This window comes from Nocardia sp. NPDC051900 (assembly GCF_044452545.1).
Taxonomy (GTDB): Bacteria; Actinomycetota; Actinomycetes; order Mycobacteriales; family Mycobacteriaceae; genus Nocardia; species Nocardia sichangensis.
In genome coordinates this window covers 54,819-81,614 of record NZ_JBITBU010000001.1, presented here as the reverse complement: position 1 = coordinate 81,614, position 26,796 = coordinate 54,819, and the positions used below count along the sequence as shown (strand labels likewise).

Annotated in this window: 22 protein-coding genes; 7 read left to right on the top strand and 15 right to left on the bottom strand. The window is 70.4% G+C overall.

Translation table 11 applies throughout. The features are described from left to right. Positions 1-116: 116 nt before the first annotated feature. Positions 117-1,178, bottom strand: a complete 1,062-nt coding sequence (gene trpD / locus ACIA5H_RS00360) for an anthranilate phosphoribosyltransferase (protein WP_397072821.1) — start codon at positions 1,176-1,178, stop codon at positions 117-119. Positions 1,179-1,540: 362 nt separating this feature from the next. After that, positions 1,541-1,972, bottom strand: a complete 432-nt coding sequence (locus ACIA5H_RS00355; protein WP_355079579.1) for a hypothetical protein — start codon at positions 1,970-1,972, stop codon at positions 1,541-1,543. 196 nt (positions 1,973-2,168) lie between these two features. Between ACIA5H_RS00355 and ACIA5H_RS00350 the strand changes: the two genes are divergently transcribed. The 4 genes from ACIA5H_RS00350 (at position 2,169) to ACIA5H_RS00335 (ending at position 6,548) form a co-directional block, all read left to right on the top strand. Beyond that, the gene (locus tag ACIA5H_RS00350; protein ID WP_039797061.1) at positions 2,169-2,780 is read left to right on the top strand and encodes a heme-copper oxidase subunit III; all 612 of its coding nucleotides are present in this window, start codon (positions 2,169-2,171) and stop codon (positions 2,778-2,780) included. Positions 2,781-2,866: 86 nt separating this feature from the next. Beyond that, positions 2,867-3,730, top strand: a complete 864-nt coding sequence (locus ACIA5H_RS00345) for a cytochrome c (RefSeq protein WP_355079581.1) — start codon at positions 2,867-2,869, stop codon at positions 3,728-3,730. A gap of 26 nt (positions 3,731-3,756) precedes the next feature. Continuing rightward, the gene (locus ACIA5H_RS00340) at positions 3,757-4,932 is read left to right on the top strand and encodes a ubiquinol-cytochrome c reductase iron-sulfur subunit (protein ID WP_355079687.1); all 1,176 of its coding nucleotides are present in this window, start codon (positions 3,757-3,759) and stop codon (positions 4,930-4,932) included. Next, positions 4,929-6,548, top strand: a complete 1,620-nt coding sequence (locus ACIA5H_RS00335; RefSeq protein ID WP_355079583.1) for a ubiquinol-cytochrome c reductase cytochrome b subunit — start codon at positions 4,929-4,931, stop codon at positions 6,546-6,548. Before ACIA5H_RS00340 ends, ACIA5H_RS00335 begins: the two co-directional genes overlap by 4 nt. A 67-nt stretch (positions 6,549-6,615) precedes the next feature. On the opposite strand, the gene ACIA5H_RS00330 is transcribed toward ACIA5H_RS00335, so the two are convergent. Continuing rightward, positions 6,616-7,116: a polyadenylate-specific 3'-exoribonuclease AS gene (locus tag ACIA5H_RS00330; RefSeq protein WP_397072817.1), complete on the bottom strand. Its 501-nt coding sequence runs from the start codon at positions 7,114-7,116 to the stop codon at positions 6,616-6,618. Between the two features lie 376 nt (positions 7,117-7,492). Between ACIA5H_RS00330 and ACIA5H_RS00325 the strand changes: the two genes are divergently transcribed. Beyond that, on the top strand, positions 7,493-8,878 hold the full coding sequence (locus tag ACIA5H_RS00325) for a class II 3-deoxy-7-phosphoheptulonate synthase (RefSeq protein ID WP_355079587.1): 1,386 nt from the start codon (positions 7,493-7,495) through the stop codon (positions 8,876-8,878). 54 nt (positions 8,879-8,932) lie between these two features. On the opposite strand, the gene pknB is transcribed toward ACIA5H_RS00325, so the two are convergent. Next, complete coding sequence (pknB, locus tag ACIA5H_RS00320; RefSeq protein WP_397072815.1) at positions 8,933-10,894, bottom strand: Stk1 family PASTA domain-containing Ser/Thr kinase; 1,962 nt, start codon at positions 10,892-10,894, stop codon at positions 8,933-8,935. 118 nt (positions 10,895-11,012) lie between these two features. Here pknB and ACIA5H_RS00315 point away from each other — a divergent pair, with 118 nt between their 5' ends. Continuing rightward, positions 11,013-11,381, top strand: coding sequence for an Rv2175c family DNA-binding protein (locus ACIA5H_RS00315; RefSeq protein WP_355079591.1), 369 nt, complete (start codon positions 11,013-11,015; stop codon positions 11,379-11,381). A 744-nt stretch (positions 11,382-12,125) separates the two neighbouring features. Here the strand turns inward: ACIA5H_RS00315 and ACIA5H_RS00310 are convergent. From ACIA5H_RS00310 to ACIA5H_RS00295, 4 genes are all read right to left on the bottom strand, one after another. Further along, the gene (locus tag ACIA5H_RS00310; RefSeq protein ID WP_397072812.1) at positions 12,126-13,145 is read right to left on the bottom strand and encodes a phytoene/squalene synthase family protein; all 1,020 of its coding nucleotides are present in this window, start codon (positions 13,143-13,145) and stop codon (positions 12,126-12,128) included. After that, the gene (locus tag ACIA5H_RS00305) at positions 13,142-14,863 is read right to left on the bottom strand and encodes an alpha-(1->6)-mannopyranosyltransferase A (protein WP_397072810.1); all 1,722 of its coding nucleotides are present in this window, start codon (positions 14,861-14,863) and stop codon (positions 13,142-13,144) included. Before ACIA5H_RS00305 ends, ACIA5H_RS00310 begins: the two co-directional genes overlap by 4 nt. 63 nt (positions 14,864-14,926) lie before the next feature. Then, complete coding sequence (gene crtI / locus ACIA5H_RS00300; RefSeq protein WP_379253067.1) at positions 14,927-16,510, bottom strand: phytoene desaturase family protein; 1,584 nt, start codon at positions 16,508-16,510, stop codon at positions 14,927-14,929. A 22-nt stretch (positions 16,511-16,532) separates the two neighbouring features. After that, on the bottom strand, positions 16,533-17,666 hold the full coding sequence (locus ACIA5H_RS00295) for a polyprenyl synthetase family protein (RefSeq protein WP_397072808.1): 1,134 nt from the start codon (positions 17,664-17,666) through the stop codon (positions 16,533-16,535). Between the two features lie 185 nt (positions 17,667-17,851). On the opposite strand from ACIA5H_RS00295, the gene ACIA5H_RS00290 reads away from it, so the two are divergent. Next, positions 17,852-18,853, top strand: coding sequence for a methylenetetrahydrofolate reductase (locus ACIA5H_RS00290; protein WP_379253070.1), 1,002 nt, complete (start codon positions 17,852-17,854; stop codon positions 18,851-18,853). A 426-nt stretch (positions 18,854-19,279) separates the two neighbouring features. On the opposite strand, the gene ACIA5H_RS00285 is transcribed toward ACIA5H_RS00290, so the two are convergent. The 7 genes from ACIA5H_RS00285 to ACIA5H_RS00255 all read right to left on the bottom strand — a co-directional run bounded on the left by ACIA5H_RS00285 (position 19,280) and on the right by ACIA5H_RS00255 (position 26,662). Next, on the bottom strand, positions 19,280-20,437 hold the full coding sequence (locus tag ACIA5H_RS00285) for an LLM class flavin-dependent oxidoreductase (RefSeq protein WP_355079600.1): 1,158 nt from the start codon (positions 20,435-20,437) through the stop codon (positions 19,280-19,282). After that, the gene (locus tag ACIA5H_RS00280) at positions 20,434-21,240 is read right to left on the bottom strand and encodes a DUF1684 domain-containing protein (protein WP_379253072.1); all 807 of its coding nucleotides are present in this window, start codon (positions 21,238-21,240) and stop codon (positions 20,434-20,436) included. Before ACIA5H_RS00280 ends, ACIA5H_RS00285 begins: the two co-directional genes overlap by 4 nt. Beyond that, a complete protein-coding gene (locus ACIA5H_RS00275; protein WP_397073397.1) occupies positions 21,237-22,604 on the bottom strand; it encodes an NtaA/DmoA family FMN-dependent monooxygenase in 1,368 nt (455 codons plus the stop codon). The genes ACIA5H_RS00280 and ACIA5H_RS00275 overlap by 4 nt, the downstream gene beginning before the upstream one ends. Continuing rightward, positions 22,604-23,737, bottom strand: a complete 1,134-nt coding sequence (locus tag ACIA5H_RS00270) for an LLM class flavin-dependent oxidoreductase (RefSeq protein ID WP_397072804.1) — start codon at positions 23,735-23,737, stop codon at positions 22,604-22,606. The genes ACIA5H_RS00275 and ACIA5H_RS00270 overlap by 1 nt, the downstream gene beginning before the upstream one ends. Continuing rightward, complete coding sequence (locus ACIA5H_RS00265) at positions 23,737-24,069, bottom strand: hypothetical protein (protein ID WP_379253075.1); 333 nt, start codon at positions 24,067-24,069, stop codon at positions 23,737-23,739. Before ACIA5H_RS00265 ends, ACIA5H_RS00270 begins: the two co-directional genes overlap by 1 nt. A 176-nt stretch (positions 24,070-24,245) precedes the next feature. After that, positions 24,246-25,868 carry a dipeptide ABC transporter ATP-binding protein gene (locus tag ACIA5H_RS00260; RefSeq protein WP_397072802.1) on the bottom strand — a complete coding sequence of 541 codons (1,623 nt, stop codon included), beginning with the start codon at positions 25,866-25,868 and terminating at the stop codon, positions 24,246-24,248. Further along, positions 25,865-26,662, bottom strand: coding sequence for an ABC transporter permease (locus tag ACIA5H_RS00255; RefSeq protein ID WP_379253118.1), 798 nt, complete (start codon positions 26,660-26,662; stop codon positions 25,865-25,867). Before ACIA5H_RS00255 ends, ACIA5H_RS00260 begins: the two co-directional genes overlap by 4 nt. Between the last annotated feature and the right edge of the window lie 134 nt (positions 26,663-26,796).

The following is a 26,796-nucleotide window of genomic DNA, read 5'->3' as shown; positions in this document are numbered from 1 at the left end:
TGTCGGCGCGTGTTCCCAGCGGCGATGTCGGAGAGCATCGGCACGGCCAGGTCGGCGCCGAAGCCGCGGCAGCGTGCACGAGCCGGGCATCGCTGCGGGCACCGAGCCAGCCCGCGTCAGTTGTCGCCGAGCGTCTGCGTCAGCTTCGCCCAGCGCTCCAGCAACGCCGTGGCGGCGCCCGTGTCGATCGCCTCGGCGGCGCGCTCGACGCCCGCCGCGAGCGCGGCGTGCAGGTCGGCGTCGGGATCGCCGACGCCGCGCGACCAGTCGTAGGTCAGGATCGCGGCGGCCGAATTCAGCAGGACCGCGTCCCGGACCGCGCCACCACGACCGGCGAGCACGTCGCGGGCCACGCCCGCGTTCACCTCGCTGTCGCCGCCGCGCAGCGCGTCCAGATCGACCCGCGGGATGCCTATGCGGGTCGGATCGATGGTGGCCCGGCGCGTTCGTCCACCCGACACGATCCACGCCTCGGTGGTGTCCGAGGTGGTGATCTCGTCGAGGCCGTCGTTGCCGCGCACCACCAGCGCGCTCGCGCCGCGTTCGGCGAACACGCCAGCGATCACGGGCAGCAGGTCGGCGAACGCGCAGCCGACCAGCCCGGCGCGCGGCTGCGCGGGGTTGGTCAGCGGCCCCAGCACGTTGAAGACGGTCGGGATGCCGATCTGGCTGCGCGCCGCGCCCGCGTACCTCAGGGCGGGATGGAACACGGCCGCGAAGCAGAAACCGATGCCGACTTCCCGCACGCAGCGAGCCACCGCCTCGGGACCGAGGGCGAGCTTCACGCCCAGCGCCTCCAGCACATCGGCGCCGCCGCTCTTCGACGACGCGGCCCGGTTCCCGTGCTTGACCACGGGCACCCCCGCCGCGGCCACCACGATCGAGGACATGGTGGAGATGTTCACCGAGCCGGACCGGTCGCCTCCGGTGCCGACGATGTCGACCGCGTCGCCATCGATCCGCACCAGCCGGGCGTGCTCGAGCATGCCGCTGGCCAGGCCGGTCAGCTCGGCGGGCGTGGGTCCCTTGATCTTCATGGCGACGCCGAACGCGGCGATCTGCGCGGGGGTGGCGTTGTCGGACATGATCTCGCTCATCGCCCACGCCGTGTCGTCCGCGGCCAGGTCGCCACCGTCGGCGAGGGTTCCGAGCACCTGGGGCCAGCTGCGCACGCTCATTCCACACTTCTCCCGTCACACTGGTTCGCGCACCAGTTTGTCCGCAAGCAGCCTAGCTGTGTTAGTTCTTCCAGCGCCTGCGGCGCTGGGTGTTCGCGGCCCCTTTATGGCTCGCGTGTGCGCGACCGCCGCTTGCTCCTTCGTCGCCTACGCGGCGGCCGCGCACACGCGAGCCGGGCCGCGAACGGCGGATGCTCGGTCTCGCTTCGCTCGAAAGACGTGGTTGGGGTGCGCTGGGCGCGTTGGTGGTCGAAGTCGGGCGGGGCGCGCGGTTCGGGAGTTGTGTTCGCTCGGCCACGGCTTCGTCACACGTGCGAGTTGTCGCTGCCGGAGTCGTCGGGGAACCCGGGTCGGCAGGGCTGTTACGGCTGTGGGCTCGGTTGCAGGGCGTCCCAGCCGTCGGCGTGGCCGTCGTGACGTTGGGCGAGACCGGCCATGCGGGAGCGCTCCTGGGAGCAGTGCAGGGCGTCGAGCAGTTGCACGCGCCGCAGGATCAGCGGCTCGAACTCGTCGGTGCCCGGGCCGCTCACCTGCGGTGCGGGGGAGTAGCCGTCCTGCGCGGCGATCGCGCAGACGGCCTGCACGTGCCGGGGCGGGATGCGCAGGTGATGCCGCAGCACGGCGGGAGCATCCGGTGCCAGCCCCGTCGCGCGCGCCAGCGCGGCCGAACACGCCTCCGCGTCGTCGAAACTCGACGCGACCACGACCAGGTCCGCCCGGTCCGGGTCGAGAGCGGTGTCCCGGTCCCGCCGGAACAGTCGGCGCCACAGTCCCGGCGTCGCCTTCACCTTCATCTCAGCTTCTCCTTACCCTCGCCTGTCATGCTGGCCGGGCGTTCGTCCGCGCGTGCGACTCGTTCCCGGTTCGCGCATCCGGCTCGTACCGGCCCTGCCTGGTCGAGAGCCCGCTCTCCCTGCGTTTTCCGACACGGAGGAACGAGTTTCGTACCCGGCTACTGCCGTCGTACTACGACGAGTCATACTTACCCCCGTGACGACCGCAGTAGGGACCCCAGGATCGGCCATTACCCAGCGTGTGCATTCGCTGAACCGGCCCAACATGGTCAGCGTCGGTACCATCATCTGGCTGTCGAGCGAGCTGATGTTCTTCGCCGGCCTGTTCGCGATGTACTTCGTCGCCCGCGCCCAGGCGCACGGTAACTGGCCGCCGGAGCCGACCGAGCTGAACCTGAAGCTCGCAGTGCCGGTCACGACCGTGCTGGTCGCGTCGTCGTTCACCTGCCAGATGGGCGTGTTCGCCGCGGAGAAGGGCGACGTGTTCGGCCTGCGCCGCTGGTACGTCATCACTCTGATCATGGGCGCGTTCTTCGTCGGCGGCCAGGGCTACGAGTACATGAACCTCGCGCACGAGGGCACCACGATCTCCAGCAGCTCCTACGGCTCGGTGTTCTTCATCACCACCGGCTTCCACGGTCTGCACGTCATCGGCGGTCTGATCGCGTTCGTGTTCCTGCTCATGCGCACAAAGGTCAGCAAGTTCACCCCCGCGCAGGCCACCGCCGCGATCGTCGTCTCCTACTACTGGCACTTCGTCGACATCGTGTGGATCGGGTTGTTCGCCACGATCTACTTCGTCCGCTGATCGTGGTCGCCGCGCCGCCTCGGCGGGCGCGGCGCGACCCGAGATCTTTCGCACAAGTCGGTTCCGTCTACTCCAAAGGGACACAGATGAGTTCATCTCCCCCGTCAGCGCCAGAGCCCGCCAGCCCCGGGAACGGCCAGGCCAGCAAGACGCGCAGGCAGCGGCGCGTTCGCCGTCGCATCGCGGGCGGACTTGCGCTGCTGGTGGGCCTCGTCGGAGCAGGCTTCCTGGCATCGGCCCTCACGCCGGACCCGCAGCGGGCCACCGCGCACGAGGACCAGTCCGCGCTCATCCGCGAGGGCGAGCAGCTCTACGACACGTCCTGCATCACCTGCCACGGCGCGAACCTGCAGGGTGTGGCCGACCGTGGTCCCAGCCTGATCGGCGTCGGCGAGGCCGCGGTCTACTTCCAGGTGTCCTCCGGCCGCATGCCGATGGCCCGTAACGAGGCCCAGGCGCAGCGCAAGCCGCCGAAGTTCGACGCCCACCAGACCGACGCGCTGAGCGCGTTCGTGGCTGCCCACGGCGGCGGTCCGACCGTGGTCCGCGACGCCAACGGCGAGGTCGCCCAGGAGTCGATGCGCGGCGACGACATCGCCCGCGGCTCGGAGCTGTTCCGCATGAACTGCGCGTCCTGCCACAACTTCACCGGACGCGGCGGCGCGCTGTCCTCCGGTAAGTTCGCGCCGCCGCTGGAACCGGCGAGCGAGCAGCAGATTTACGCCGCGATGATCACCGGCCCGCAGAACATGCCGAAGTTCTCCGATCGCCAGCTGAGCGCGGAGGAGAAGCGCGACATCATCGCCTACGTCAAGAACGCGACCGAGGAGCACAGCCCGGGCGGCTGGGATCTCGGCGGGTTCGGTCCCGCGACCGAGGGCCTGGCCATCTGGGTGGTCGGCATCACGCTCGTCGTCGGCGCCGCGATGTGGATCGGATCCAGGTCATGAGCAATAGCGAGAAGGAGCGAGACGACATGGGTCGGCCGGATGAGGGCCACGACGCGCATCTGTCGAAGGAGCAGTCGGTGAACGCCAACCCGGCGGAGCCCACCGAGGCGGACCTCGACAAGATGTCGCGCGACGAGCTGGTCAAGCTCGGTACCGAGCGCGACGGCGTCGACGTCGCCTACCGCCGCGAGCGCTTCCCGATCCCCGGGACCCGGGCGGAGAAGCGCGCCGAGCGCGCGGTCACCTTCTGGTTCGCCGTGTCCGGCATCGCGGCCGCGGCGCTGGTCGGTGTGTTCCTGTTCTGGCCGTGGGAGTTCAAGGCCAAGGATGAGGAGGGCCACGGGCTCTACTCGCTGTTCACCCCGCTGGTCGGCCTGACCTTCGGCATCTCGGTGCTGGTCATCGGCGTCGCGGTGGTGCTGATCCGCAAGCTGTTCATCCCCGCCGAACTCTCCATCCAGGAGCGGCACGACGGTCCGTCGCCGGAGGTCGAGCGCCGCACCCTGGTCGCCGAGCTGCAGGACGCGCTGGACACCTCCACGCTCGGCCGCCGCAAGATGATCACCCGCACCGCGGGCGCGGGCGTCGGTGTACTCGGCGTCGGCGCGCTGCTGGTGTTCGTCGGCGGCCTGATCAAGAACCCGTGGGCCAAGGGCGACAAGTCGCCGCTGTGGGTCTCCGGCTGGACCCCGGACTACCCGGGCGAGACCATCTACATCCGCCGCGACACCGGTCGCCCGGAGGACGTGGTGCTGGTGCGTCCGGAGGACCTGGACGCGGGCGCCATGGAGACGGTGTTCCCGTGGAAGGAGAAGTGGCGCGGTGACGAGCACGCGACCCTGCAGTCGCTGCGCGGCATCCGCAACGCCGTCATGCTGATCCGCCTGCGTACCGAGGACGCGCAGAAGGCGATCAAGCGCAAGGGGCAGGAGAGCTTCAACTACGGCGACTACTTCGCCTACTCGAAGATCTGCACCCACCTCGGCTGCCCGACCTCGCTGTTCGAGCAGCAGACCAACCGGATCCTGTGCCCCTGCCACCAGTCGCAGTTCTCCGCGACCGAATGGGGCAAGCCGGTCTTCGGTCCCGCCGCTCGCGCGCTGCCGCAGCTGCCGATCACCGTCAACGCTGAGGGCTTCCTGGTCGCCAACGGCGACTTCATCGAGCCGCTCGGCCCGGCCTACTGGGAGCGCCGTTCATGAGTCCTTCAGTCGCAGCCCAAGCCAGCGAGGCGGACGAGCGCTACCGCGCCGCCGCGTTCATGAAGCGGTCGATCAACAAGGTCTTCCCGACGCATTGGTCGTTCCTGCTCGGCGAGATCGCGCTCTACAGCTTCATCATCCTGCTGCTGTCGGGCGTCTACCTGACCTTGTTCTTCGATCCCTCGATGAGCGAGGTCGTCTACAACGGCGCCTACCAGCCGCTGCGCGGCGTGACCATGTCGCGCGCCTACGAGACCGCGCTGAACATCACCTTCGAGGTCCGCGGCGGTCTGTTCGTCCGCCAGGTCCACCACTGGGCGGCCCTGCTGTTCGCGGCGTCGATCATCATCCACCTGTTCCGTATCTTCTTCACCGGCGCGTTCCGCAAGCCGCGTGAGGCGAACTGGGTGATCGGCTCGCTGCTGCTGATCCTGGCGATGTTCGAGGGCTTCTTCGGTTACTCGCTGCCCGACGACCTGCTCTCCGGCACCGGCCTGCGGGCCGCGTTCGGCGGTATCACCATGAGCATCCCGATCGTCGGTACCTGGATGCACTGGCTGATCTTCGGTGGTGACTTCCCCGGCGAGATCATCATTCCGCGGCTCTACATCGCGCACGTGCTGCTGTTCCCCGGCATCATCCTGGCGTTGATCGCCGCGCACGTGGCGCTGGTGTGGTACCAGAAGCACACCCAGTTCCCCGGGCCAGGCCGCACGGAGAACAACGTGGTGGGCGCCCGGATCGTGCCGGTGTTCGCCGCCGACCAGGGCGCGTTCTTCGCCTTCACCCTCGGCATCGTGGGCATCATGGGTGGCGTGTTCCAGATCAACCCGATCTGGAACCTGGGTCCGTACAACCCGTCACAGGTGTCGGCGGGTTCGCAGCCGGACTTCTACATGATGTGGACCGACGGCATGGCGCGATTGATGCCGCCGTGGGAGCTGTACCTGGGCCGCTACACCGTGCCCGCCGTCTTCTGGGTCGCGCTGATCATGGGTCTGGTGTTCACGGTGCTGATCGCCTACCCGTGGATCGAGAAGCGGCTCACCGGCGACAACGCCGCGCATCACAACCTGTTGCAGCGTCCGCGTGACGTCCCGGTCCGGACCGCGATCGGCGCGATGGCCATCGCGTTCTATGTGGTGCTCACGCTGTCGTGCGTCAACGACATCCTCGCGCTGAAGTTCGACATCTCGCTGAACGCGACCACCTGGATCGGCCGCATCGGACTGCTCGTCGCCCCGCCGGTGGCGTACTACCTCACCTACCGGTTCTGCCTCGGCCTGCAGCGCAGTGACCGGGCGGTGCTCGAGCACGGTATCGAGACCGGTGTGATCAAGCGCCTGCCGCACGGCGAGTACATCGAGGTGCACCAGCCGCTCGGCCCGGTCGACGACCACGGCCACCCGATCCCGCTGGAGTACCAGGGCGCGCCCGTGCCGAAGAAGATGAGCAAGCTGGGTTCGGCGGGCAAGCCGGGCACCGGCAGCTTCCTGCGCGCGGATCCGCAGGAGGAGAGCGATCGGCACTTCGAGATCGAGCACGCCGAAGAGCACAAGCAGCTGAAGGTGCTGCAGCAGGCGCAGGAGGCGGCGAACGGCAAGCACGGCCACTGACGCCCCGGCCACGGAAAGCCCCGAGTCGAATACGACTCGGGGCCTTTTCGCGTCTATGCCGCCTATGTCAGAGGAGTGGCGCCGCGCGGCGTGCGGCCTCGATTGCCTCGAATTTGGCGAGGTTGTGCCGGGCGTCGGCGAGCGCGTCGTGCGCGTCCGGCGGGATCGGCGGAAGTTCGGGACGGCCGTGCGACTCCCAGTGCTGGCGCAATTCGTTGGTGTAGCGCGGCAGCGCGTTGGGCAGATCGACCATCGAGCCCCACAACTGGCACAGGGCGACGTGATCGTAGGCGGACACCCAGGCCCACAACTCCGGCTGCACGGTCGGCCGCGGCACCAGGAACGCGTACAGCTCGTCGCGGATCCGGTCGCGGCTGCGCCACAGCGGAGAGGAGGGCGAAGGCAGCTGCGGCAGTACGAATTTGCGCACCCAGGGCCCCGCACGTTCGGCATCGAATTCGGTGGACACCGCGTAGTACTCCCGGCCGTCCTCGCAGACGACGCCGATGGAGACCAGATCGATGGTCACTCCGTCCTCGATGAATTCGCAGTCATAAAAATATCTCAAGCACTGTGCCTCTCTGATATCTGCGCTGGCAGGGATTTCGGCAGCAATTGGGTGCGGAATGGCTGGTGTTCTCGTATGCAGTGTAGAAGGTCGTGCACGGAGGGCACGAGCGCGAGGGCGTGTGGCAAGGAGAGAATCCTGCCCTGGAAACTGGATAGAAGAATCCTTCGGAAATGGATTTTCGCCATATCGCCGGTATCGAGTAGGGCAACCGAAAATCCTCGAATTCCGCGATGGCGCTGAAGACGACAAATCGAACCACACGGTCTTGCTCCGCGGCGGCACCCGCTGGGCAGAACACATTCACCCTGGGTGGAGCGATTCCAGCCCTGGGACTGGGTGTCCCCAAGGGGCGTGCGGTCCGTATTCTGAACTCGTGAACTGGACCGTCGACGTACCCATCGATCGCCTGCCGGAACTGCCGCCGCTGCCCACCGAGCTGCGCAGGCGGTTGGACGACGCGCTGGCGCGGCCCGCGCTGCAGCAGCCGTCCTGGGATCCGGAGCAGGCGGCCAACATGCGCACAGTGCTGGAGAGCGTCCCGCCGATTTGCGTGCCCGCCGAGGTGGAGGAGCTGCGTGGCCAGCTGGCCGAGGTGGCCCGCGGTGAAGCGTTCCTCCTGCAAGGCGGCGACTGCGCGGAGACCTTCGCCGACAACACCGAGCCGCACATTCGCGGCAACATTCGTACTCTCCTGCAGATGGCGGTGGTCCTCACCTACGGCGCGAGCCTGCCGGTGGTGAAGGTCGCGCGGATCGCGGGCCAGTACGCCAAACCGCGCTCCTCGGACACCGATTCGCGCGGGCTCAAGTCCTACCGCGGCGACATGGTGAACTCGCTGGTCGCCGACGCCGCGCTGCGCGAGCACGACCCGTCGCGCTTGGTCCGGGCCTACGCCAACGCGAGCGCCGCGATGAACCTGGTGCGCGCGCTGACCGGCGCGGGCATGGCCGACCTGCACAAGGTGCACGACTGGAACCGTGACTTCGTGGCCAAATCGCCCGCCGGCGCGCGCTACGAGGCGCTGGCCGAGGAGATCGACCGCGGCTTGAGGTTCATGACCGCGTGCCGGGTGAACGACCCGAGCCTGAAGTCGGCCCGCATCTACGCCAGCCACGAAGCGCTCGTGCTGGACTACGAGCGCGCCATGCTGCGCCTGAGCGAGAACGCGATCGGCGAGCCGGTGCTCTACAACCTGTCGGCGCACTTCCTCTGGATCGGCGAGCGCACCCGCCAGCTCGACGGCGCGCACATCGCGTTCGCGGAACTGCTGGCCAACCCGATCGGCCTGAAGATCGGCCCGTCCACCACGCCCGAGCAGGCCGTGGAGTACGTCGAGCGGCTCGACCCGAACAACGAGCCGGGCCGGCTGACCATCGTGTCCCGCATGGGCCACAGCAAGGTCCGCGACGTGCTGCCGCCGATCATCGAGAAGGTGCAGGCCACCGGTCACCAGGTGATCTGGCAGTGCGACCCGATGCACGGCAACACCCACGAGTCATCCACCGGCTTCAAGACCCGCCACTTCGACCGCATCGTCGACGAGGTGCAGGGCTTCTTCGAGGTGCACCACGCGCTCGGCACGCATCCCGGCGGCATGCACATCGAACTCACCGGAGAGGACGTCACCGAATGCCTCGGCGGCGCCCAGGACATCTCCGACCTCGATCTGTCCGGCCGCTACGAGACCGCCTGCGACCCCAGGCTGAACACTCAGCAGTCGCTGGAGTTGGCGTTCCTCGTCGCCGAAATGCTGCGCTGAGGTCCGATCCCCGGCCGCGCGGTCTTCCCTGACCCGCGGCCGGTGCGCTTCCCGCTAGGGAAGGGCCACGATGGTGACCGTGTCGCCCGCCTCCAGGTTGACCCCGATGGCCGGAGTCTGTGAGACCACCAGGGAGCTGTCCGCGCGCGCCAACTGCTTCACCTCGACCCGCAAACCTAGGCTCTCCAGCTTGGCGCGGGCGTTGGCCACGGTCCACCCGCGGACGTCGGGCATCTTCAAAGCGTTGGAGATCAGCAGGACGACGCCGTCGCCCGATTGGATGGTTGCGCCCGCGCCCGGCTGGGTGCCGATGGCGTTGTCCGCCTCGACGCTGCGGTCGAACTGAGGTTTGGTCTCACGCACCGCGATGCCGGCGGCGGTGAGGATCTTGGTGGCTTCGTCGGTCGACTTGCCGCGCACGTCGGGAACCTTCACCGGCTGGGAACCCTTGCTGCGGTACACCTTCACCTGCGCGCCGAGCGGCAGCACGGTCCCCGGGTTCGGTTCCACCCGGGCGACCGTCCCCTTGGGCGCGGTATTGGACACCTCGCCCGCGTCGACCGGTTGCAGGCCGTTGTCCCTGATCAACTGGTTGACCTTCGACACCTGGTCACCCGCTTTGACGTCCGGTACCTTCGGCTTGCCGTTGGAGACCAGGACGGCGACCGTCGACCCTTTGGTGATCTTGGATCCGGCCGAAGGGTCGCTGCCGACCACGCCGCCGACCGGGATCGCGTCCGACGCCTTCTGGCGGATCTCGGTCTCGAAGCCGGCATTCTGCAGGGTGGCGACCGCCTTGTCGGTGTCCAGCCCCGCGATGGGTGGCACCGCAGAATAGCGACCGACACCGAGCCACCAGCCGCCGATGCCGACCAGCAGGGTGAGCACCGCGACGATGGCCACCCACACCCAGACCGTCCGCCGCGAGCGGTTGATGTCGTCGGAGTAGGGCGGATACGGCGCCGCGGGATGCGCTTGGCGCACCGGTTGCGGCCGGTCGTAGGCATCCGGCGCGTCGTGGTCGATGCGGGGCCGCTGGGCGGTGACCACTCGGGTGTGCTGCACCGGCTGCGGCGGGAGGGCAGACGCCCCGGCGAAGCCAGGCTGGTCGTCGCGATCCGGCTGCACGGCTCGGTAGCCTGCGCTGAGATGCTCGGCGGAGTCCTGCGGCGCGGGCACCCGATAGGCGGGTAGCCGCAGCTCGGCGCCGATCAGCCGCAGCGCGGCCGCCATCTCGTTCGCGTCCGCGAACCGGTGGGCGGGTTCGCGCGCGGTCGCCTTGGCGACCAGTTCGTCGAACTCGGGCGGTACCCCGGAGATGAAAGCGCTCGGACTCGGCACATCGTTCTCGATGCGTTGATAGGCCACCGAGATCGACGTGTCGCCGGTGAACGGAACCCGGCCGGTGAGCAACTCGAAGATCAGCACGCCGAAGGAGTAGACGTCGCTGCGCGAGTCGGCGGAGCCGCTGGTGACCTGCTCGGGCGACAGATAGGCGGCGGTGCCGAGGATGACGCTCGCCGATGTGGTGTTCGCCGCCGCCACCGCGCGCACCAGACCGAAATCGGCGATCTTCACCTCGCCCGCGTCGGAGATCAACACGTTCTCCGGCTTGATGTCGCGGTGCACCAGTCCCGCGGAGTGCGCGACGCCGATCGCCGCGAGCACGGGTTCGGCGACAGCGCGCACGGCGTGCGGCGGCATCGGGCCGCGCTCGCGCAGCAACTCGCGCAGCGTGCCGCCCTCGACCAGCTCCATGATCAGGAAGGGGTGATCGCCGTCGATGCCCTGGTCGTACACCGCGACCAGAGAAGGATGCTTGAGTTTGGCGACCGCGCGCGCCTCGAACTCGAATCGGGACAGGAACTGGGGGTCGCCCGCGAACTTCGGATCCATCACCTTGATGGCGACCGGCCGGTCCAGGCGGGTGTCGACCCCGCGGAAGACCATCGACATTCCGCCGCGGGCGATCGGCGCATCGATCCGATAGCGCCCTTCCAGCATCTGGCCGATCAAGAGAAGTCCTCCGGCTTTCACAAAGTCAGCCGCTCCGTGCGGCCCCCACGATGGTATCGACTCGCACCACCCCGGGTGTCTCACGACGTGCGGCGCGCGACCGTCTACCGTTGTCCGGGTGAGTGCATTTCCCTGCAGTGACGACGTCCTTCCGCAGTCGGTGACCCTGGTGTCGCTGCCGGAGGTGGCCGAGCGACTCGGGCTTGTGGTAACCCGGGTGCACCAGATGTTGCGCGACCATCAATTGATCGCCGTCCGCAGAGAAGGCGTGGCGGGTGTCCCCGAGCGGTTCTTCGACGACACCGGCGCGGTCGTGAAGCCGCTGCCCGGCCTGATCACCGTGATGCGCGACGCCAAGTACACCGACGAGGAGATCCTGGAGTGGATCTTCACCGACGACGACACCCTGCCCGGCAAGCCGGTCGACGCCCTGCACGGGCCCCTTGCCCGCGAAGTTCTGCGCCGGGCCGCCGCGGATCCGTTCTGAGTTTTTGGCCGCGCGGGCGCGGCGTGTTCGCGGCCCTCTTGTGGCTCGCGTTTGCGCGACCGCCGCTTGCTCCTTCGTCGCGTACGCGGCGGCCGCGCAAACGCGAGCCGGGCCGCGAACGGAACAGGCTCGGTCTCGCTTCGCTCGAAACCTGTGGTCGAGGTGGTGTGCTTGCGTCCGGTGTGACCTCGCTACCAGGGGTTTCGCTGTTGCCGCGGGCCCGAGGTCCGCGCTGGTGGGATTGCTGCCCCTGTTGTGCCGGTTCTACCGGGCTTGCGCGGCGCATGCTCGGTCTCGCTGCGCTCGAATCCTGTGGTTGAGCTGGTGTGCGTCGGGTGGTGACCTCGCTACCAGGGGTTTCGCGGTTGTCGCAGGGCTGATTTCCGTGGGGGTGGCATCGGTGCGGCTGCTGTGCCGGTTCTATTGAGCTTGCGTGGTGGTGCTCGGTGTCGCGTCGCTCGGATCCTGTGGTCGAGGTGTGTGTGGTTGTGTCGGGTGGTGACGTCGCTACCAGGGGTTTCGCGGTTGCCGAGCGGCCTGGAGGTCCTCGCTGGGGGCACCGCGGCGCGGCGTGTCGGTTCGGCCGCGCTCGGAGGTTGGGCTGGTGCTCTTACGTTGGACAGGGCGAGGCCTCGTTGGCGGTGGCGGGGCGCTGATGGTGGCGTCTTGTCCGGGCCGTCGCTCGGAGGAGGGATGGATCGTGAAGCTGCGATCGGACGAGTGCCGAAAGAATCGGGGCCGTGGTCAGCGGGTGAGGCGGCCACGGAGTGTGGCGGTGGTGAATTCGGTGGCGGCTATGCGGAGGCGGTGGTGGCGGGGGACTACCGCGCGGTGGTCGAAGACGGCGTAGTCGCTGCGCTCGATGTGGTGCAGGATGTCCGCGTAGAGGGTGGCCGCGGTGCGGATGGCGGGGCGTACTCGCGGTTCGAGCAGGTCGATGCCGGGTTCGGCGCGGCGGTAGAGGTCGCGGTTGACCGCGATGAGGTGGGCGAGGGCACGCCGGACGCGCGGATCGGTCCGGCCGGTGCGGCGACATTCGAACAGCAGGGCGTCGTCGACGCCGAACGCGGCGAGGGCGTCGGCGGGCAGGTAGACGCGGTCGCGGTCGAGATCCTCCGCGACGTCGCGCAGGAAGTTGGTCAGCTGGAACGCCTCGCCCAGCGCGGCGGCGGCGGGCTCGGCCGCGGACACCGGGACGACCGTGCCGAGCACCGGCAGCAGCTGCAAGCCGATCGCGGCCGCCGAGCCGCGCATGTATTCGCGCAGCTGCGCCATGGTGGCGTAGCGATTACGGAACGCCGGGGCGCCCGGCGCGTCCATTCGCATGGAATCCAGGAACGTCCAGAAGTGCTGCGCGGCAATGTCGTAACGGTGGATGGTGTGGGTGACCGCCGCCAGGACGAGGGCGCGCGGCCGCGGGCCCGATTCCCAGCTCCGGTCGTTCTGCCGGTCGGCGGAAGAAGCGTGCGGTGCCGTCCTCGCGCTGCCGAGGCGCGATTCCAGTGCGGCCCGCAGGTCCCGTTCGATCTGATCGAGTTCCGCGGCCGGGTCGCGATCGTGTGCCGCGGCGGAACGGCCCGCCCGGTCGACGACGTCGTCCACCATGCGCGCGAACGCGTACAGCGCGTGCACGGCGGGTCGTCGTTCGGCCGACAGCAGCCGGGTGGCCAGGAAATAGGTGCGGCCATGGGCGGCCGCGATCTGCCTGCACTCGCGGTAGGCGAGCGGCAGCAGCGCGGAACCCGGTAGGCGGTCCTCGGTCATGGGGTGGCGGCGCGCGAAGCGGTGGCCTCGCCGGGCGTGGCCGCGACATCGCCCGGCGGCGTGGCGCGCAGGCGCAGCGGGTCCACTGTGCGCAGCGACAGCGCCGCCACGACCGCGGCGAAGGTGGCGGCGGCGACGTGCCAGAAGTTGTACAGGCCGATCGAACCGTCCGGCTGGAAGACCAGCATGAGCCAGGTGCACACGCCGACCAGCGCCATCAGCGTCGTGGTGGACAGCGCGAACCCGGCGGCCAGCGCCAGCGGCCACGAGTAGTACCAGGGCAGTGCGGCGGGCGACAGGATGACGATCGCGACGAACGCGATGAGGATGCCGAGCACCGCCTCCCGCTCGCTGTGCCGGAACCGCCACCAGGTCCACGCGAGGACCGCGACCAGGGCCAGCGCGCACATCGCGCGGGTCACCTCGAGCACCGATTCCAGCCGCAGCGGGGTGATCCAGGTGACCGCGTGCGCCATCACGGTCGGCAGCGACAGCCAGTTGATGATCTTCTTGGACCCGGACAACGCCGTCAGCCAGCCGATGCCGACGCCCGCGATGGCCGAGGCGGCGACGAAGACGACCGCGAACACGCTCAGACCGAGCCCCGCGATCTTGCCGAACATGAGTGCGGGATGCGGCATGTCCTCGGTGGGCTCCGCGGCGTCGCCGGGTTGCTCACTGGCGGGCAGGTGCGCCGGGTCGCGCCCGACCCGCTGCGCGGCGCGGCGTTCGCGTTCGTGCAGCATCCAGATCCAGACCAGGAACGGCAGCGCCACGCCCGCGGTGGCCTTGATGGCCACGCCGATAGCGACGACGACGATGCCCGCCACATGGTGGCGCTCCAGCACCAGCGCGATGCCCGCGCACATCAGGCCGACCATCAGCATCTCGTTGTGCACGCCGCCGATCAGGTGGATGAGCACCAGCGGGTTGAGCACCGCCAGCCACAGCGCGACGGTCGGCTTGCCGCCGAGGTGCTTGGTCAGATACGGCACCGCCCACATCATCAGCGCCAGGCCGGGCAGCATGACCAGCCGCATCGCGATGGTGCCCGCCACCACGTTGTCGCCGGTCACGGCGGTGATCGCGCGCCCGAGCAGCAGGAACACCGGGCCGTACGGCGCGGTGGTGGTGGTCCACACGGGGCTCACGTTGTCCAGCAGCACACCGGGATTCGCCACCGGACCGACCCGGTAGGGGTCGAAGCCGTCGCGCAGCAGCGCGCCCTGCGCGAGGTAGGAGTAGGCGTCGCGGCTGAACATCGGCACGGCGAACAGTAGCGGCGCGATCCAGATGCCGACGATGGCGCGCAACTCGTTCAGCGTCACCTCGGCGTCGGTCCGGTCGCCCGTGCCGATCGTGGCGCGCCCGAGCCGCACCCACGCGGTGACCATGAGCAGCACGCCGATCCAGATGCAGATGGTCGACAGCGCGTAGCCGTGCCCGAACCGCAGCCAGGACAGGTGCATGGCCTCGAGCAGCGGGTCCCGCTTGCGGACGCTGCCCGCGCCGAACCCGCCGAACATGATCATGATCGCGCCGAAGAAGCCGAGCAGCGCGGCATGGCCCTCGGGGCTTCTGGCGAAGTCGGCGGAGGTGCGGACCCACCACAGGACACCGCGGGGGGTGGCCGATTCGCGACCTGCGGAGGCGGGCGACGAGGAGTGGATGTCACCGGCGGAGGCGGCCTCTGCGGTGCGCGTTTCGGGGGATGCCATCTGGTGTCGGTCCCCCCGAATGGTCGGCGGTCGCAACCGCGAGCGAATAGGTCGGCGCTTAGTTTACGGCGTCGCCTCGAACACTATCCGGCTGGTGCGCGGGGTTCCAGGCGAAGTGGGCGCGATCGCGCGGGCAATACGGTTTGCCGCCAGTTTTCCGGAGAGCAGGGCGGTCGGCACGCCCACACCAGGAGTGGTGCCGCAACCAGCGATAACCACGTTGTCGCTGGAACGCGGGAAATTGCTCGGCCTGAAGGGACCGGTCTGGCGGAAGAGGTGAGCGGCGGAGAACGGTGTGCCCGCGAGCATGCCGCGGTCGAGCCACGTCCGTGGTGTGTCGAGCCGGTCGACGGCGAAATGCTCGGCGATGCCCCGATAACCGCGCGCTTCCAGCACGGCGAGCAGCTCGCGGAGATAGGCGGGGCCGAGACGCGGCCAGTCCAGCGGCGCCGCCGAAAGATTCGGGCACGGCGCCAGCAGGGAGAACGGCTCGTGACGTCCGTCGGCGCGTTCGATGAACAGGCTCGGATCGGTCAGCGCGGGCCGGGTCAGCAGCAGCGAGGGGTCGCTCATCAGCCTGCCGCGGCCCCGGCGGGCCGTGATCTCGGCGAATGTCCGATCCCAGGCCTGCCCGAACTCGATGGTGTGGTGTGCCTGCACCGGCCAGTCCGCCGCGACGGCGGCGGGGACGGTGCCGTGCGCGACGACCGCCGACGGCGAAGCGCGCAGCCCGCGCCGGGGCCGCACGCCGAGCCGGTCGAGCGAGCCGAGATCGGCGGTGAGCACCAGCGCGTCACAGTCGAACGAACGCCCGTCGGCGGTGCGAGCGCGCCGGGCGCGGCGGTCCGCGTAGTCGATACCGACCACTTCGGCGTTCAGTTCCAGCGTGCCGCCCGCCTCGGTGAACGCCTGCGCCAGCGCGGCGGCGATCGCCCGCATCCCGCCCTCGGGGAAATACACGCCGAGCGAGGTGTCCATGTGCGGGATCGCGCCGTACACGGCGAGCGCCCGCGCGGGCGGCATGCCCGCGTAGAGCGCCTGGAAGGTGAACAGTCGCGCCAGGCGCGGGTCCCGCAGGAACCCGCGCACCCGGGGACCGAGCCTGCCGAAGCCGCCGAGTCGCACCAATTCGGCCAGGGCGCGGCGCTTCTCGGGGACGCGCACCATATCCAGCGGCGAGTCGAAGTTGGTGTCCATGAACTCGGTGAACTCGGCCGCGTAGACCCGCGCCAGCCAGGCGCGCAGCCGCCGGTATCCCCGTGCCTCGGCCGGGCCGCAGGCCCGCTCGACTTCAGCGGCCATCGCGTCCGGATCGGCGAAGACCCTGATCTCGGCGCCGTCGGCGAACCGGGCGTGATAGCCAGGAGCCAGCCGGTGGATGCGCAGCGGGGGCACGCAGGTCTCCGGGGCGCGGCCGACGGCGGCGAGCGCGTCGGTGATCAGTTCGGGCAGCGTGAGGACGGTGGCGCCGGAATCGATGTCGTAGTCGGCGCCCCGATAGCGTCCGACCCGGCCACCGGGGTGGTCGGCCCGCTCGAGCAGCGTCACCGTGCGACCCGCACCGGTCAGATACAGGGCGGCCGAGAGCCCGGCCAGTCCCGCACCGACCACCACGACGCGATCGGTCGGTCCCGCAACGGTTCTCATCGGAGTCTCCTCGCCGTGGCGCTCACGCGGCACGCTTGGTGGCGGCCAGCGCCATGGCGCGCAGCCGTTCCTTGGCCGCGGGCGTCGCCGAGCTGGCCTCGATGGCCGCCAGGCCGGTGTCGGTGAGTTCGGTGATGCGGCGCTCCACTTCGTCGACCGCGCCGAGTTCGACCAGCAGCGCGCGCAGCCGCTGCACCTGCTCCGCGCTCAGGTCGGTGCCGACGCTCGAGCGCAGCAGCGCGGCCGCGGCGGGATCGGCGTCGTCGGCGCGCCGCAGCGCCTCGGCCAGCAGCACGGTGCGCTTGCCCTCGCGCAGGTCGTCGCCGGAGGGCTTGCCGGTGACCGCCGGATCGCCGAACACGCCGAGCAGGTCGTCGCGCAGCTGGAAGGCGATCCCGATCGCGGTGCCGAACTCGCGGTAGGCCTCGATCAGCTCCTGACCCGCTGCGGCGATCGCGGCGCCGAGATGCAGCGGGCGTTCGACGGTGTAGGCGGCGGTCTTGTAGCGGTTGATCCGCAGCGCGGCCTCGACCGATTCGTCGCCGCCCGCCTCGCCGCTGATGTCGAGCAGCTGGCCGCCGAGCACCTCGGTGCGCATGTCGGCCCACACCGGCGCGAACCGGGCGATGGCCGCGGGGGCGAGGCCGGACGCGTGCACCATGTCATCGGCCCAGGACAGCGCCAGATCGCCGATCAGGATGGCCACGCTGGCGCCGAAGTGCGCCGAGTCGCCGTACCATCCGCGGTCGCGGTGGCGCTGCTCGAAGTCGACGTGCACGGTGGGGAAGCGGCGGCGGGTGCGGGAGGAGTCGATGATGTCGTCGTGGACCAGCGCGCACGCCTGGACGAGCTCGAGCGCGGAGCACGCGGTGAGCACCGCGGCGGCGTCGGGGGCGTGCGGATCGCCGCCCGCTCCGAGCCAGCCGGTCCACGCGAACGCGGGCCGGGTGCGTTTCCCGCCGCGGAGCACGAACTGCTCGAGTGCGTCGGTGGCCTCGACGAAGACCGGGCCGAGGCGCTCGGTCGTCGCGCGGCGGGTGGCGAAGAAATGGGTCAGGGCGTCTTCCACGGCGGTGACGAAGGCGGGGGTGCCCGGCTGCGGCACCGCTGGGCGCGGCGTCTGAGTACCGGTTGCGGCGGACAGAGGAGCCTCCAAGGTCGTGCGGATGGTGGACGCACGGGGTCGCGGAGGGTGCCCGGGCGCTGCGGATGATTCGGGGCCGAGCGAGGGGCGGTCGCGCGTGTCGCTCGGCGTGGCGAACAACTCGCCCGATGCGAAGAATACGCGGAGGGTCCGAGCGACCCGACAGGGCCGCCACCGGCCACCTCTACACTGAACCGGTGACTTTCGACAACGTGCGGGGCGGCTCGACCCCTGGCCGGGCGTCCCGGACGCACCCGAACGTCTCCGCCACACCGTCGGTCGTGGAGAGTCTGCGGGCGCACGCGGGGCACGCGGTGCCGTTCTCCGTGGAGTTCAATCCGCCGCGCGACGCCGCCGCCGAAGCGCGGCTGTGGCGCGCCGTCCGGCAGTTCGAGTGCATGCACCCCGCGTTCGTATCGATGACCTACGGCGCGGGCGGTTCCACTCGCGACCGCACTGTCCGCGTGACCGGGCAGCTGGCGCAGGAGACGACGCTGCTGCCGGTCGCGCACCTGACCGCGGTGGAGCACAGCGTCGCGGAGCTGCGCTCGCTGGTCGGCGCGTACGCCGACTCGGGCATCCGCAACATCCTGGTGCTGCGCGGCGACCCGCCCGGTGACCCGCTCGGCGAGTGGCACAAGCATCCCGACGGCGTCTCCTACGCCGAGGAGCTGGTGCGCATCGTGCGCGACCTCGGCGATTTCCACGTCGGCGTGGCCTCCTTCCCGCAGGGCCACCACCGCTCGCCGGACCTGGCGACCGACACCGCGTTCCTGGCCGCGAAACTGCGAGCGGGAGCGGAGTATTCGATCACCCAGATGTTCTTCGACGTCGAGCACTATCTACGTCTGCGCGATCGCCTCGTCGCGCTCGACCCGATCGAGGGCGCGAAGCCGATCATTCCGGAGCTGATGCCCATCACGTCGCTGCGCACGGTGCAGCGCGCCGAGGAACTGTGTGGCAGGCCGCTGCCCGCCGCCGTGCTGGACCGGCTGCGCAAGGCGGCGGGCGACGACGGTGCGGAGAACGCCGCGGCGGTGCGCGCGGCGGGCATCGAGATCGCCACCGAGATCGCGCAGCGGCTGATCGACGAGGGCGCGCCCTGCCTGCACTTCATCACGCTCAATTTCGCCAAGGCGACCAGCGAGGTGCTGACCAACCTCGGTTACGGCGTCACGGCGACTCCGGTCAGCGCCTGACCGCGCACGGGGTCCTCTGATCACGGCGCGTCGAGCCGACGGTGTTCAGCGGTGCGTACGGGTGGTCGTCCGGAACGCATGTCGAGTCGAACGGCCGATCACCGGTCGGGCGATCGTCCGGAACGTGCGCGTCGAGCCGAGTCGGCGATCACCGGTCGGGCGAGTGTCCGGAACACGCGTCGGGCCGAATCGGCGTTCAGCGGTAGCGCGCGGTGCTCCGGTGCCGGTGCGGCCGAGCCGAGTCGGCGATCACCGGTCGGGCGAGTGTCCGGAACACGCGATGGGCCGAATCGGCGTTCAGTGGTAGCGCGCGGTGCTCCGGTGCCGGTGCCGGTGCGGCCGGGCCGGACGCCGATCGACGGAACCCGGGCGAGATGATCCCGGAGTCTGCCGGTGCGCACGAGGACGCACCGGCTAGGGCCCCGGTCAGGCGGCGCGAGCCGCGCGCAGTCCCCATGCCTCGGCGAGCAGCCGATACGATTCCAGGCGATCGGCGTGCTGATGAGTGATCGTGGTGACGAGCAACTCGTCCGCCCCGCTGACGCGTTGCAGCGCGGCGAGCCGTTCCGCGACCGTGCCGGGTGATCCCACGAACTGGGTGGCAAGGCGGTCGTCGACCAGACGCCGCTGCTCCGCGGTGAGCGGCGCGATGGTCGCCGGATCGGGATAGTCGGCCGCGCCCGCCCCGCTGCGGATGCTGTGCACCCAGTGACCGTAACTGGCGGCCAGCCGCTGTGCGGTCGCGTCGTCCTCGGCCACGACCACGTCCGCGGAGATCACCACGTACGGCTCGGCCGAGTCGGCGGACGGGCGGAACGCCGCGCGATACGCCTCGATCGCGTCCAGCGCGGTGCCCGGCGAGACGTGATAGGCCGCGGCGAACGGCAGCCCCAGCCGCCCGGCTAGCTCCGCGCTCTCGCCGCCGGTACTGCCGAACAGCCACAGCCGCACCTGTGCGTTCTCACCGGGAACAGCGTGCAGCGCAACGCCTTCCGGGCTGACGAAACTACCGGCCAACAGGGCGCGCACCTCGCCGATCTGCTCGGCGAAATCCAGCGGCTCCGCGCCGCGCTGCTGCAACGCGCCCACCGAGGCGATGAATTTCGACCGGTCCAGGATGCGGCCCGGGTCGAACGGCGGCGGAACGACCACGCCGTCGCGGATCTCGGTGCGCCCCGTCACCGCGTCGACCACCGGTTTACCGCCCTTGTTGCGCCCGGCTTCGGCCCCGAACTGGCTGCGCCGATGACCCGACCGGCCCAGCCCCAGGTCGAGCCGGCCCGGGTACAGCGCGTCGATCGTGCCGAACGCTTCCACGATCGAGGCCGAGGTGTGATGACCCACCTGCACGGCCGCCGAACCCACGCGGATGCGCTTGGTGGCCGCGGCGACCAAGCCGATCAGGGTGATCGAGGAGGAACTGGCCACCCTGACGAAGTGGTGCTCGGCCAGCCAGTACCGGTGGTAGCCCCACTGTTCGGCGTGCTGGGCCAGATCGACGGTGTTGCGCAGCGCCTGCTGCGCGGTGGAGCCCGCGCTGATCGGGGACAGGTCCAGGATCGATAGGGGAACGGACCCGCTCATGCCGCACGCCCCTGCCGCGGATCCTGCTCGCCCGCTTCGATGGCCACGCGCAGCCGATTCTGCGCGGGCGCCACCGGGCAGGTCGCGAAATCGGTGAACGCGCACGGCAGATTCGCCGCGCGGTTGAAGTCCAGCACCACCGTGCCGTCCGCCTCCGGTGCGCCCACGGTCAGTGACCGTGCGGCCGGGTAGGTCGTCACACCGCTGGTCGCGTCGGTGAACAGCACACGCAGGTCGTTCCGGTCGCCGAACGCGACGACCCGTTCGGTCACCTCGCCGATGCGGAATTCGATGGTGCCCGCGGCGCTGTGGTGGTGTTCGAGTCCCTCGATCACCGCGCCGGTGACCACGGTCCGCTGTTCCTCGAACGGGGTGAACCGCCCGGAGAGCACCCAGCGTGGATCGGGTCGATACGACGGGATGCCGTCGAAGGTGAGCAGGGCGGGGGAGGCCGGGTCGTGCACCCGGACGGCGTAGCGACCTGTGCGGCGGATCACCTCGAGCACCCGGCGCTCCTGCCGGACGTGCAGTCCGGGCGCGCCTTCGGCGGGGGTGACGATCTGCACGCCGGCGATGCCGAGCCCGTCGTACTCCAGCCGGTCGGCGGGCTGGGCGGTGATGAACACCTTCTCGTCGGTGACCCACCAGGTGCCGGGGACATCCGGCAGCCGCTCGGGGCGGTCGGTGAGCCAGTGCAGCCCGGTCAGGCTGAGAAAGCCGAGCGGGTCGCGCAACTGGTCCTCGCGCGCGTGGTGCCAGCGCGCCCACTCGGTCTCGAAAACGCTGGTGATGCTGGTGGTCATGACGCTATGGCTCCTTCGTGGGCGGTGGTGCGACGGTGGGGATGGCGCAGGCCGAGGTGGTCGCGCAAGGTGGTTCCGGCGTACTCGGTGCGGAAGCTGCCGCGCTCCTGGAGTTCCGGGACGACCCGGTCGACGAACTCGTCGAGCCCGTGCGGGGTGAGGTGCGGGACCAGGATGAATCCGTCGGCGGCGTCGGATTGCACATAGGTGTCGATCTGCTCGGCGACCGACGCGGGCGTGCCGATGAACTGCTGGCGCGCGGTGACCTCGATGATCAGCTCCCGGATGCTGAGCCCGCCCGCTTCCGCCTTGGCCCGCCAAGCCTCGGCGACCGCCCGGGGGTCCTTGGCGTGCCGTACGCGGCCGCGGGTGACGGTGACGTCGTCGGCGGGCTCGACGTCCGGCAGCGGGCCGTCCGGGTCGTAGCCGGAGAGGTCGCGGCCCCAGACCTGCTCGAGGAAGGCGATCGCGGTCTGCGGACCGACCTGCTGCAGGCGGATGTGCCGGGCGCGCTCCTCGGCTTCGGCCTCGGTGTCTCCGAGGACGAAGGTGGCGGCCGGGAGGATCTTCAGCTCGTCGGGGGTGCGCCCGTATTTGGCCAGGCGGCCTTTGAGATCGGCGTAGAAGCGCTGCCCGTCCGCCAGTGTGCCGTGGCCGGTGAAGATCGCGTCGGCCGTGGCCGCGCCGAATTCCCGGCCGTCGTCGGAGTCGCCCGCCTGCAGCAGCACCGGGTGGCCTTGCGGGCTCGGCGGGAGCACGAATCGGGCGGCGATGTCGAATTGCGTTCCGCGATGCCGGGTTTCCGGGATGTCGCGGGCGAACACCCCGGCCTCCCGATCGACGACCAGGGAGTCCGCGGCCCAACTGTCCCACAACGCCCGGGTCACCTCGACGGTCTCGGCCGCGCGGCGGTAGCGCTGCCCGTGCTCGAGATAGCCGCCGCGCCGGAAGTTGGCACCGGTGAACGCGTCGGAGGAGGTCACGACGTTCCAGGCCGCGCGCCCGCCGGAGAGGTGGTCGAGCGAGGCGAATTGCTTGGCCAGCTCGAACGGTTCGTTGTAGGTGCTGTTGATGGTGCCCGCGAGCCCCAGCTTCTCGGTCACCCCGGCCAGCGCGTTGAGCACGGTGAAGGTGTCCGGCCTGCCCACGACGTCCAGATCGTGGATGCGGCCGAGATGTTCGCGCAGACGCAGCCCTTCGGCGAGGAAGAAGAAGTCGAACAGGCCGCGCTCGGCGGTACGCGCCAGATGCTCGAACGACGCGAAATCGATCTGGCTGCCCGACTCGGGATCGCTCCAGACGGTGGTGTTGTTCACGCCGGGGAAGTGGGCGGCGAGGTGGACGGGCTTGCGGGGCTTGTCGATCACGACGGCGTGCCTTCCGTGCTGGTGGCGTAGCGGCTCGCCGGGCGGGGCAGGCCGAGGCGAGCGCGTAAAGTGCTGGCGGGCTGCGGTTTCCGGTCCAGTGCGGACAGCTGGCGCACGGCGGAGGGAAGCGCGAGGGGGCGCAGGACCACGCCGTCGGCGGCCTCGGCGGCGGCCACGTCCGCGAGCAGTTCACGCAGCGTCGCGGTGGTCCCGACGTGGCGCAGGGCGGTCGGCGCGGGGGTGCGGACCGGGTCGGCCCAGCTGTCCAGAGTGTGGACGTCCACACGTGCCGTGTCCAGGGAGTCCGCCAGATGGATGTCCAGATCAAGCAGCACCTGCACGCTGTCGGGGTCGCGTCCCGCGGCCGTCAGCGCAGCACGCACTTCGGTGCGCCGCGCTCGCGCCGCGTCGAGATCCGCCGCGTCGATCCGGACCAGGTCGGCGCGGCGCAGCGCGACCTCGGTGTCGGCCGCGCCGTCCGCGCGCACCGCGACGATCGGCTGACCCTGGGGCGAGCGCGGAGTGATCGATGGCCCCTTCACCGCGAAGTGGTCGCCGGTGAAGTCGATGTAGTGCAGTTTGTCCCGGTCGACGAAGCGGCCGGTCGCGGCGTCGCGGATCTCCGCGTCGTCCTCCCAGCTGTCCCACAGCCGGGTGACGACCTCGATCGCCTCGTCGGCCTCGTGCCACAGCGCGGCCGCCTCCTGTGCCGGTTTGCGTCCGAACGCCCGCGCCTGCTCGTCTCCTTCGGAAACGGTGACCTCCCAGCCCGCCCGGCCGAGCGTGGCGAAATCCAGGCTCTGGAACGCCTTCGCCAGATGGAACGGCTCGGTGTGGGTGACCGGCGCCTGCGGGATCAGGCCGACGCGGTGAGTGGCGGCGGCTACGCGGGCGGCGATCGCGACCGCGTCGAGCCTGCCCCGGGTGGCGCCGGGGCCGCCGGGCTGCAAGCCGAACGAGTCGGGCAGGAACACCGCGTCGACGCCCGCCTGCTCGGCCGCGACGATCAGATCGACCCAGTACCGCCCGGTGAACAGGTCTTCGGCGCGTGAGTCGGCACGCCGCCAGGACGCGGGGTGCGCGCCGGTCCCCGCCGCCTCGACGGCGAGGAAGAGGCCGGAATCCGTCATCAGGCCGTGCCCTCCGCGTCGATCTGCTGCCGCAGCGCCGGGTGCGTGCCCGCTCCCGCGACGTCGGGGGCCGAGAACAACGCCTGCTGCCACAGCGCGGCGCGTATGCCGGGCGAGGAGCGGACGACGCGGCGGTCCCGCTCGGCGCGGACCGGTGCGACCGCGTGTACCCGCGCGTTACCGGCGATCTCGGCGGCGCGCGGGGCGCGCAGGCGGGTGCGCCACCAGCGGGCCGGGTCGGCTTCGAAGGCGGCGGGGTCGGCTGGAACGTCCGGCGCGGCGGCCGGTTCGGCGTCGGCGTCGGGCTTCCGGTTGAAGGCGGAGTACACCATCAGGGCGATCCTTTTCGGTCGGTGCCACCACGTGCTCGGCTTGTGGCCGGTAGTGGGCTCCGGTGAGCGGGGAGGGGTAATCGCGGAGGACGAGACGGCGGGTTCCGGGCGGCTGCGGCACGGAGCCCAGCGCCGCCGGTTCAGCACGCGGCTGTGGCGGTAGGTCGGATTCGGCATCAGGACACGCCTTTCGCCAGGGCGGGCGCCGGTATGGCCGACAACAGTTCACGGGTGTACTTGTGTCGCGGATCGCCGAAGATCTCGGCGGTGCGGCCGGATTCGACGATGCGGCCGTGCCGCAGCACCGCGACGTGATCGCTGATGCGGCGCACCACAGCCAGATCGTGCGAGATGAACAGGTAGCTCAGCGACAACTCGGCCTGCAGCTGGTCGAGCAATTCGAGAATCTGCGCCTGCACCGAGGCGTCCAGCGCGGAGACCGGTTCGTCGAGCACCAGCAGTTCCGGATGCAGCGCCAGCGCCCGGGCGATGGCGACGCGCTGACGCTGTCCTCCGGACAACTCGGCGGGCCTGCGCTGGGCGAAACCGGGCGGGAGCGCGACCTGCGCGAGCAGTTCCGCCACGCGGTCGCGGCGCTGCGCGCGGTTCCCGACGCCGAACGCGCGCAACGGTTCCTCGACGATCGCACCGACCCGCCAACGCGGATCCAGTGAGGCGTAGGGGTTCTGGTACACCACCTGGAAGCGTTTGCGCAGTGCGCGCAGCCGCGACCCCCGGGCCCGCGACAGCGACTGCCCGTCGAAGGTGACCTCGCCGCGGTCGGGTTCGGTGAGCCGCAGCGCGATCCGCGCGGTGGTGGACTTGCCCGATCCGGATTCGCCGACCAGCGAGAGGGTCTCGCCGCGACCGAGTTCGAAACCGACCCCGGCCACCGCCGTCACGCTGTCGCCCCCGTGCGACCGGAAGGTCTTGTGCACCTCGCGCAAGACCAGTAGGGGCTCGCCCGTCCTGGGCTTGGGCTCGCGGTAGCCGTCGGCGGGCGCGAGGCTGGGTGAGGCGGCGAGCAGGCGCTTGGTGTACGGGTGGTGCGGCGTGGCCAGCAGTTCGGCGGTGGCGCCGCTTTCCACCACCTCGCCGCCGTTGAGCACGACCAGACGGTCCGCGCGTTCGGCGGCGACGGCCAGATCGTGGGTGATCAGCAGCACCGCCGTGCCGCGCGCCGCGATCTGCTCGGCGAGCCGATCCAGTACCCGGCGCGCGACGGTCGCGTCGAGCGCGCTGGTCGGCTCGTCGGCGATGACCAGGTCCGGTGCGCAGGCCAGCGCCGAGGCGATCAGCACCCGCTGGCGCTGCCCGCCGGAAAGCTCGTGCGGGTACTGGGTGGCCCGTAGTTCGGGCCGGTCCAGTCCGGCGTCGGTCAGCAGCTCGATCGCCCGCGCCCGGGCCGCTTTGCGGTCGGCCAGTCCGTGTACCAGCAGCGATTCGGCCACTTGGTCGCCGATTCGCCGGACCGGATTCAGCGACAGCCCGGGGTCCTGCGGGACGAAGCCGATGCGCGCTCCCCGCAGCCGCCGCAGCGCGCGTTCGGAGCCGGTGTCGACCACGGCGCCGTCGAAGGTCACGGTGCCGCCCGCGATCTCGGCGTTCGCGCCGAGCAGGCCGATCACGGCGTGGGCGAGCGTCGACTTGCCGGAACCGGACTCGCCGACCAGCGCCACCACCTCGCCGCGGGCCACGGTGAGTGACACACCGTCGAGCGCGGTGACCGGGCCGGTGTCCGAGCGGTAACGAACCCGCAGGTCCTCGACGTGCAGCAGTGGAGATTCGGGGGCGCTCACGCGCGTTCTCCCTTCCCGATCGCGCGGCCGAGGCGTTGCGCGGCGAGCACGACGGCGATGATGACGAGACCGGGGAGGGTGGTCATCCACCACGCGGTCGCGAGATAGTTGCGGCCCTCGGAGATCAGCGTGCCCCACTCGGGCGTGGGCGGCTTCGCGCCGTAGCCGAGGAAGCTCAGCGCCGACACGGCCAGCACCGCCATGCCGAATTCCACCGCGGCCAAGGCGAGTACGGGCTGGATGGAATTGGGCAGCACGTGCCTGGCCAGCACCGTGTACCAGCGCGCGCCCGCGGCGTGGGCGGCCTCCACGTACACCGCCTGGCGCACCCGCAGCACTTCCGATCGCATCACGCGGGCGAAGTTGGCCACCAGCGAAATGCCCACCGCCAGCGCCACGTTGCGGGTGCCGAAGCCGAGCGCGGTGACCAGCGCGAGCGACAGCAGCAGCGAGGGCACCGACAGCAGCACGTCGACCAGCCGCATGACGACGGCGTCCACCACGCCGCCGACCGCGCCGGACAACAGCCCGAGCAGCGCCCCGGCGACCAGCGCGATGCCCACCGCGGCCAGGGTGGCGGTCAGCGAGAGCCCGGCGCCGTGCACCATCCGGGTGTACAGATCGCGCCCGAGATTGTCGGTGCCGAACCAGTGTCGAGCGCTGGGGCTCTGCAACTTCTGCGCGGGCACGCCGGTCAGCGGGTCGCCACCGGCGAAGACCGAGGGCGCCACCGCCCACCCGACGGCGAGCAGCGCGACGGCGCCCGCCACCAGCAGTCCGGCGTTGCCGCGCAGAGTCTTCCACCGCACGGCCGGTCGTCGCAGACCGGTCAGCACCGCTGCGCGCTGTTCCTCGGTGACGTCAACCACGAGTCCGTACCCCCTCGGCGAGTGGTGCGCCGAGCAGGAGCCCGGCGGTACGAATGACG

What these genes read in the sequence shown, in the direction of transcription:
- trpD (WP_397072821.1), bottom strand. Translation starts at nt 1,178, where the DNA reads ATGAGCGTGCGCAGCTGGCCCCAGGTGCTCGGAACCCTCGCCGACGGT.
- ACIA5H_RS00355 (WP_355079579.1), bottom strand. Translation starts at nt 1,972, where the DNA reads ATGAAGGTGAAGGCGACGCCGGGACTGTGGCGCCGACTGTTCCGGCGG.
- ACIA5H_RS00345 (WP_355079581.1), top strand. Translation starts at nt 2,867, where the DNA reads ATGAGTTCATCTCCCCCGTCAGCGCCAGAGCCCGCCAGCCCCGGGAAC.
- ACIA5H_RS00340 (WP_355079687.1), top strand. Translation starts at nt 3,757, where the DNA reads ATGGGTCGGCCGGATGAGGGCCACGACGCGCATCTGTCGAAGGAGCAG.
- ACIA5H_RS00335 (WP_355079583.1), top strand. Translation starts at nt 4,929, where the DNA reads ATGAGTCCTTCAGTCGCAGCCCAAGCCAGCGAGGCGGACGAGCGCTAC.
- ACIA5H_RS00310 (WP_397072812.1), bottom strand. Translation starts at nt 13,145, where the DNA reads ATGACCGAGGACCGCCTACCGGGTTCCGCGCTGCTGCCGCTCGCCTAC.
- ACIA5H_RS00305 (WP_397072810.1), bottom strand. Translation starts at nt 14,863, where the DNA reads ATGGCATCCCCCGAAACGCGCACCGCAGAGGCCGCCTCCGCCGGTGAC.
- crtI (WP_379253067.1), bottom strand. Translation starts at nt 16,510, where the DNA reads ATGAGAACCGTTGCGGGACCGACCGATCGCGTCGTGGTGGTCGGTGCG.
- ACIA5H_RS00285 (WP_355079600.1), bottom strand. Translation starts at nt 20,437, where the DNA reads ATGAGCGGGTCCGTTCCCCTATCGATCCTGGACCTGTCCCCGATCAGC.
- ACIA5H_RS00280 (WP_379253072.1), bottom strand. Translation starts at nt 21,240, where the DNA reads ATGACCACCAGCATCACCAGCGTTTTCGAGACCGAGTGGGCGCGCTGG.
- ACIA5H_RS00270 (WP_397072804.1), bottom strand. Translation starts at nt 23,737, where the DNA reads ATGACGGATTCCGGCCTCTTCCTCGCCGTCGAGGCGGCGGGGACCGGC.
- ACIA5H_RS00265 (WP_379253075.1), bottom strand. Translation starts at nt 24,069, where the DNA reads ATGGTGTACTCCGCCTTCAACCGGAAGCCCGACGCCGACGCCGAACCG.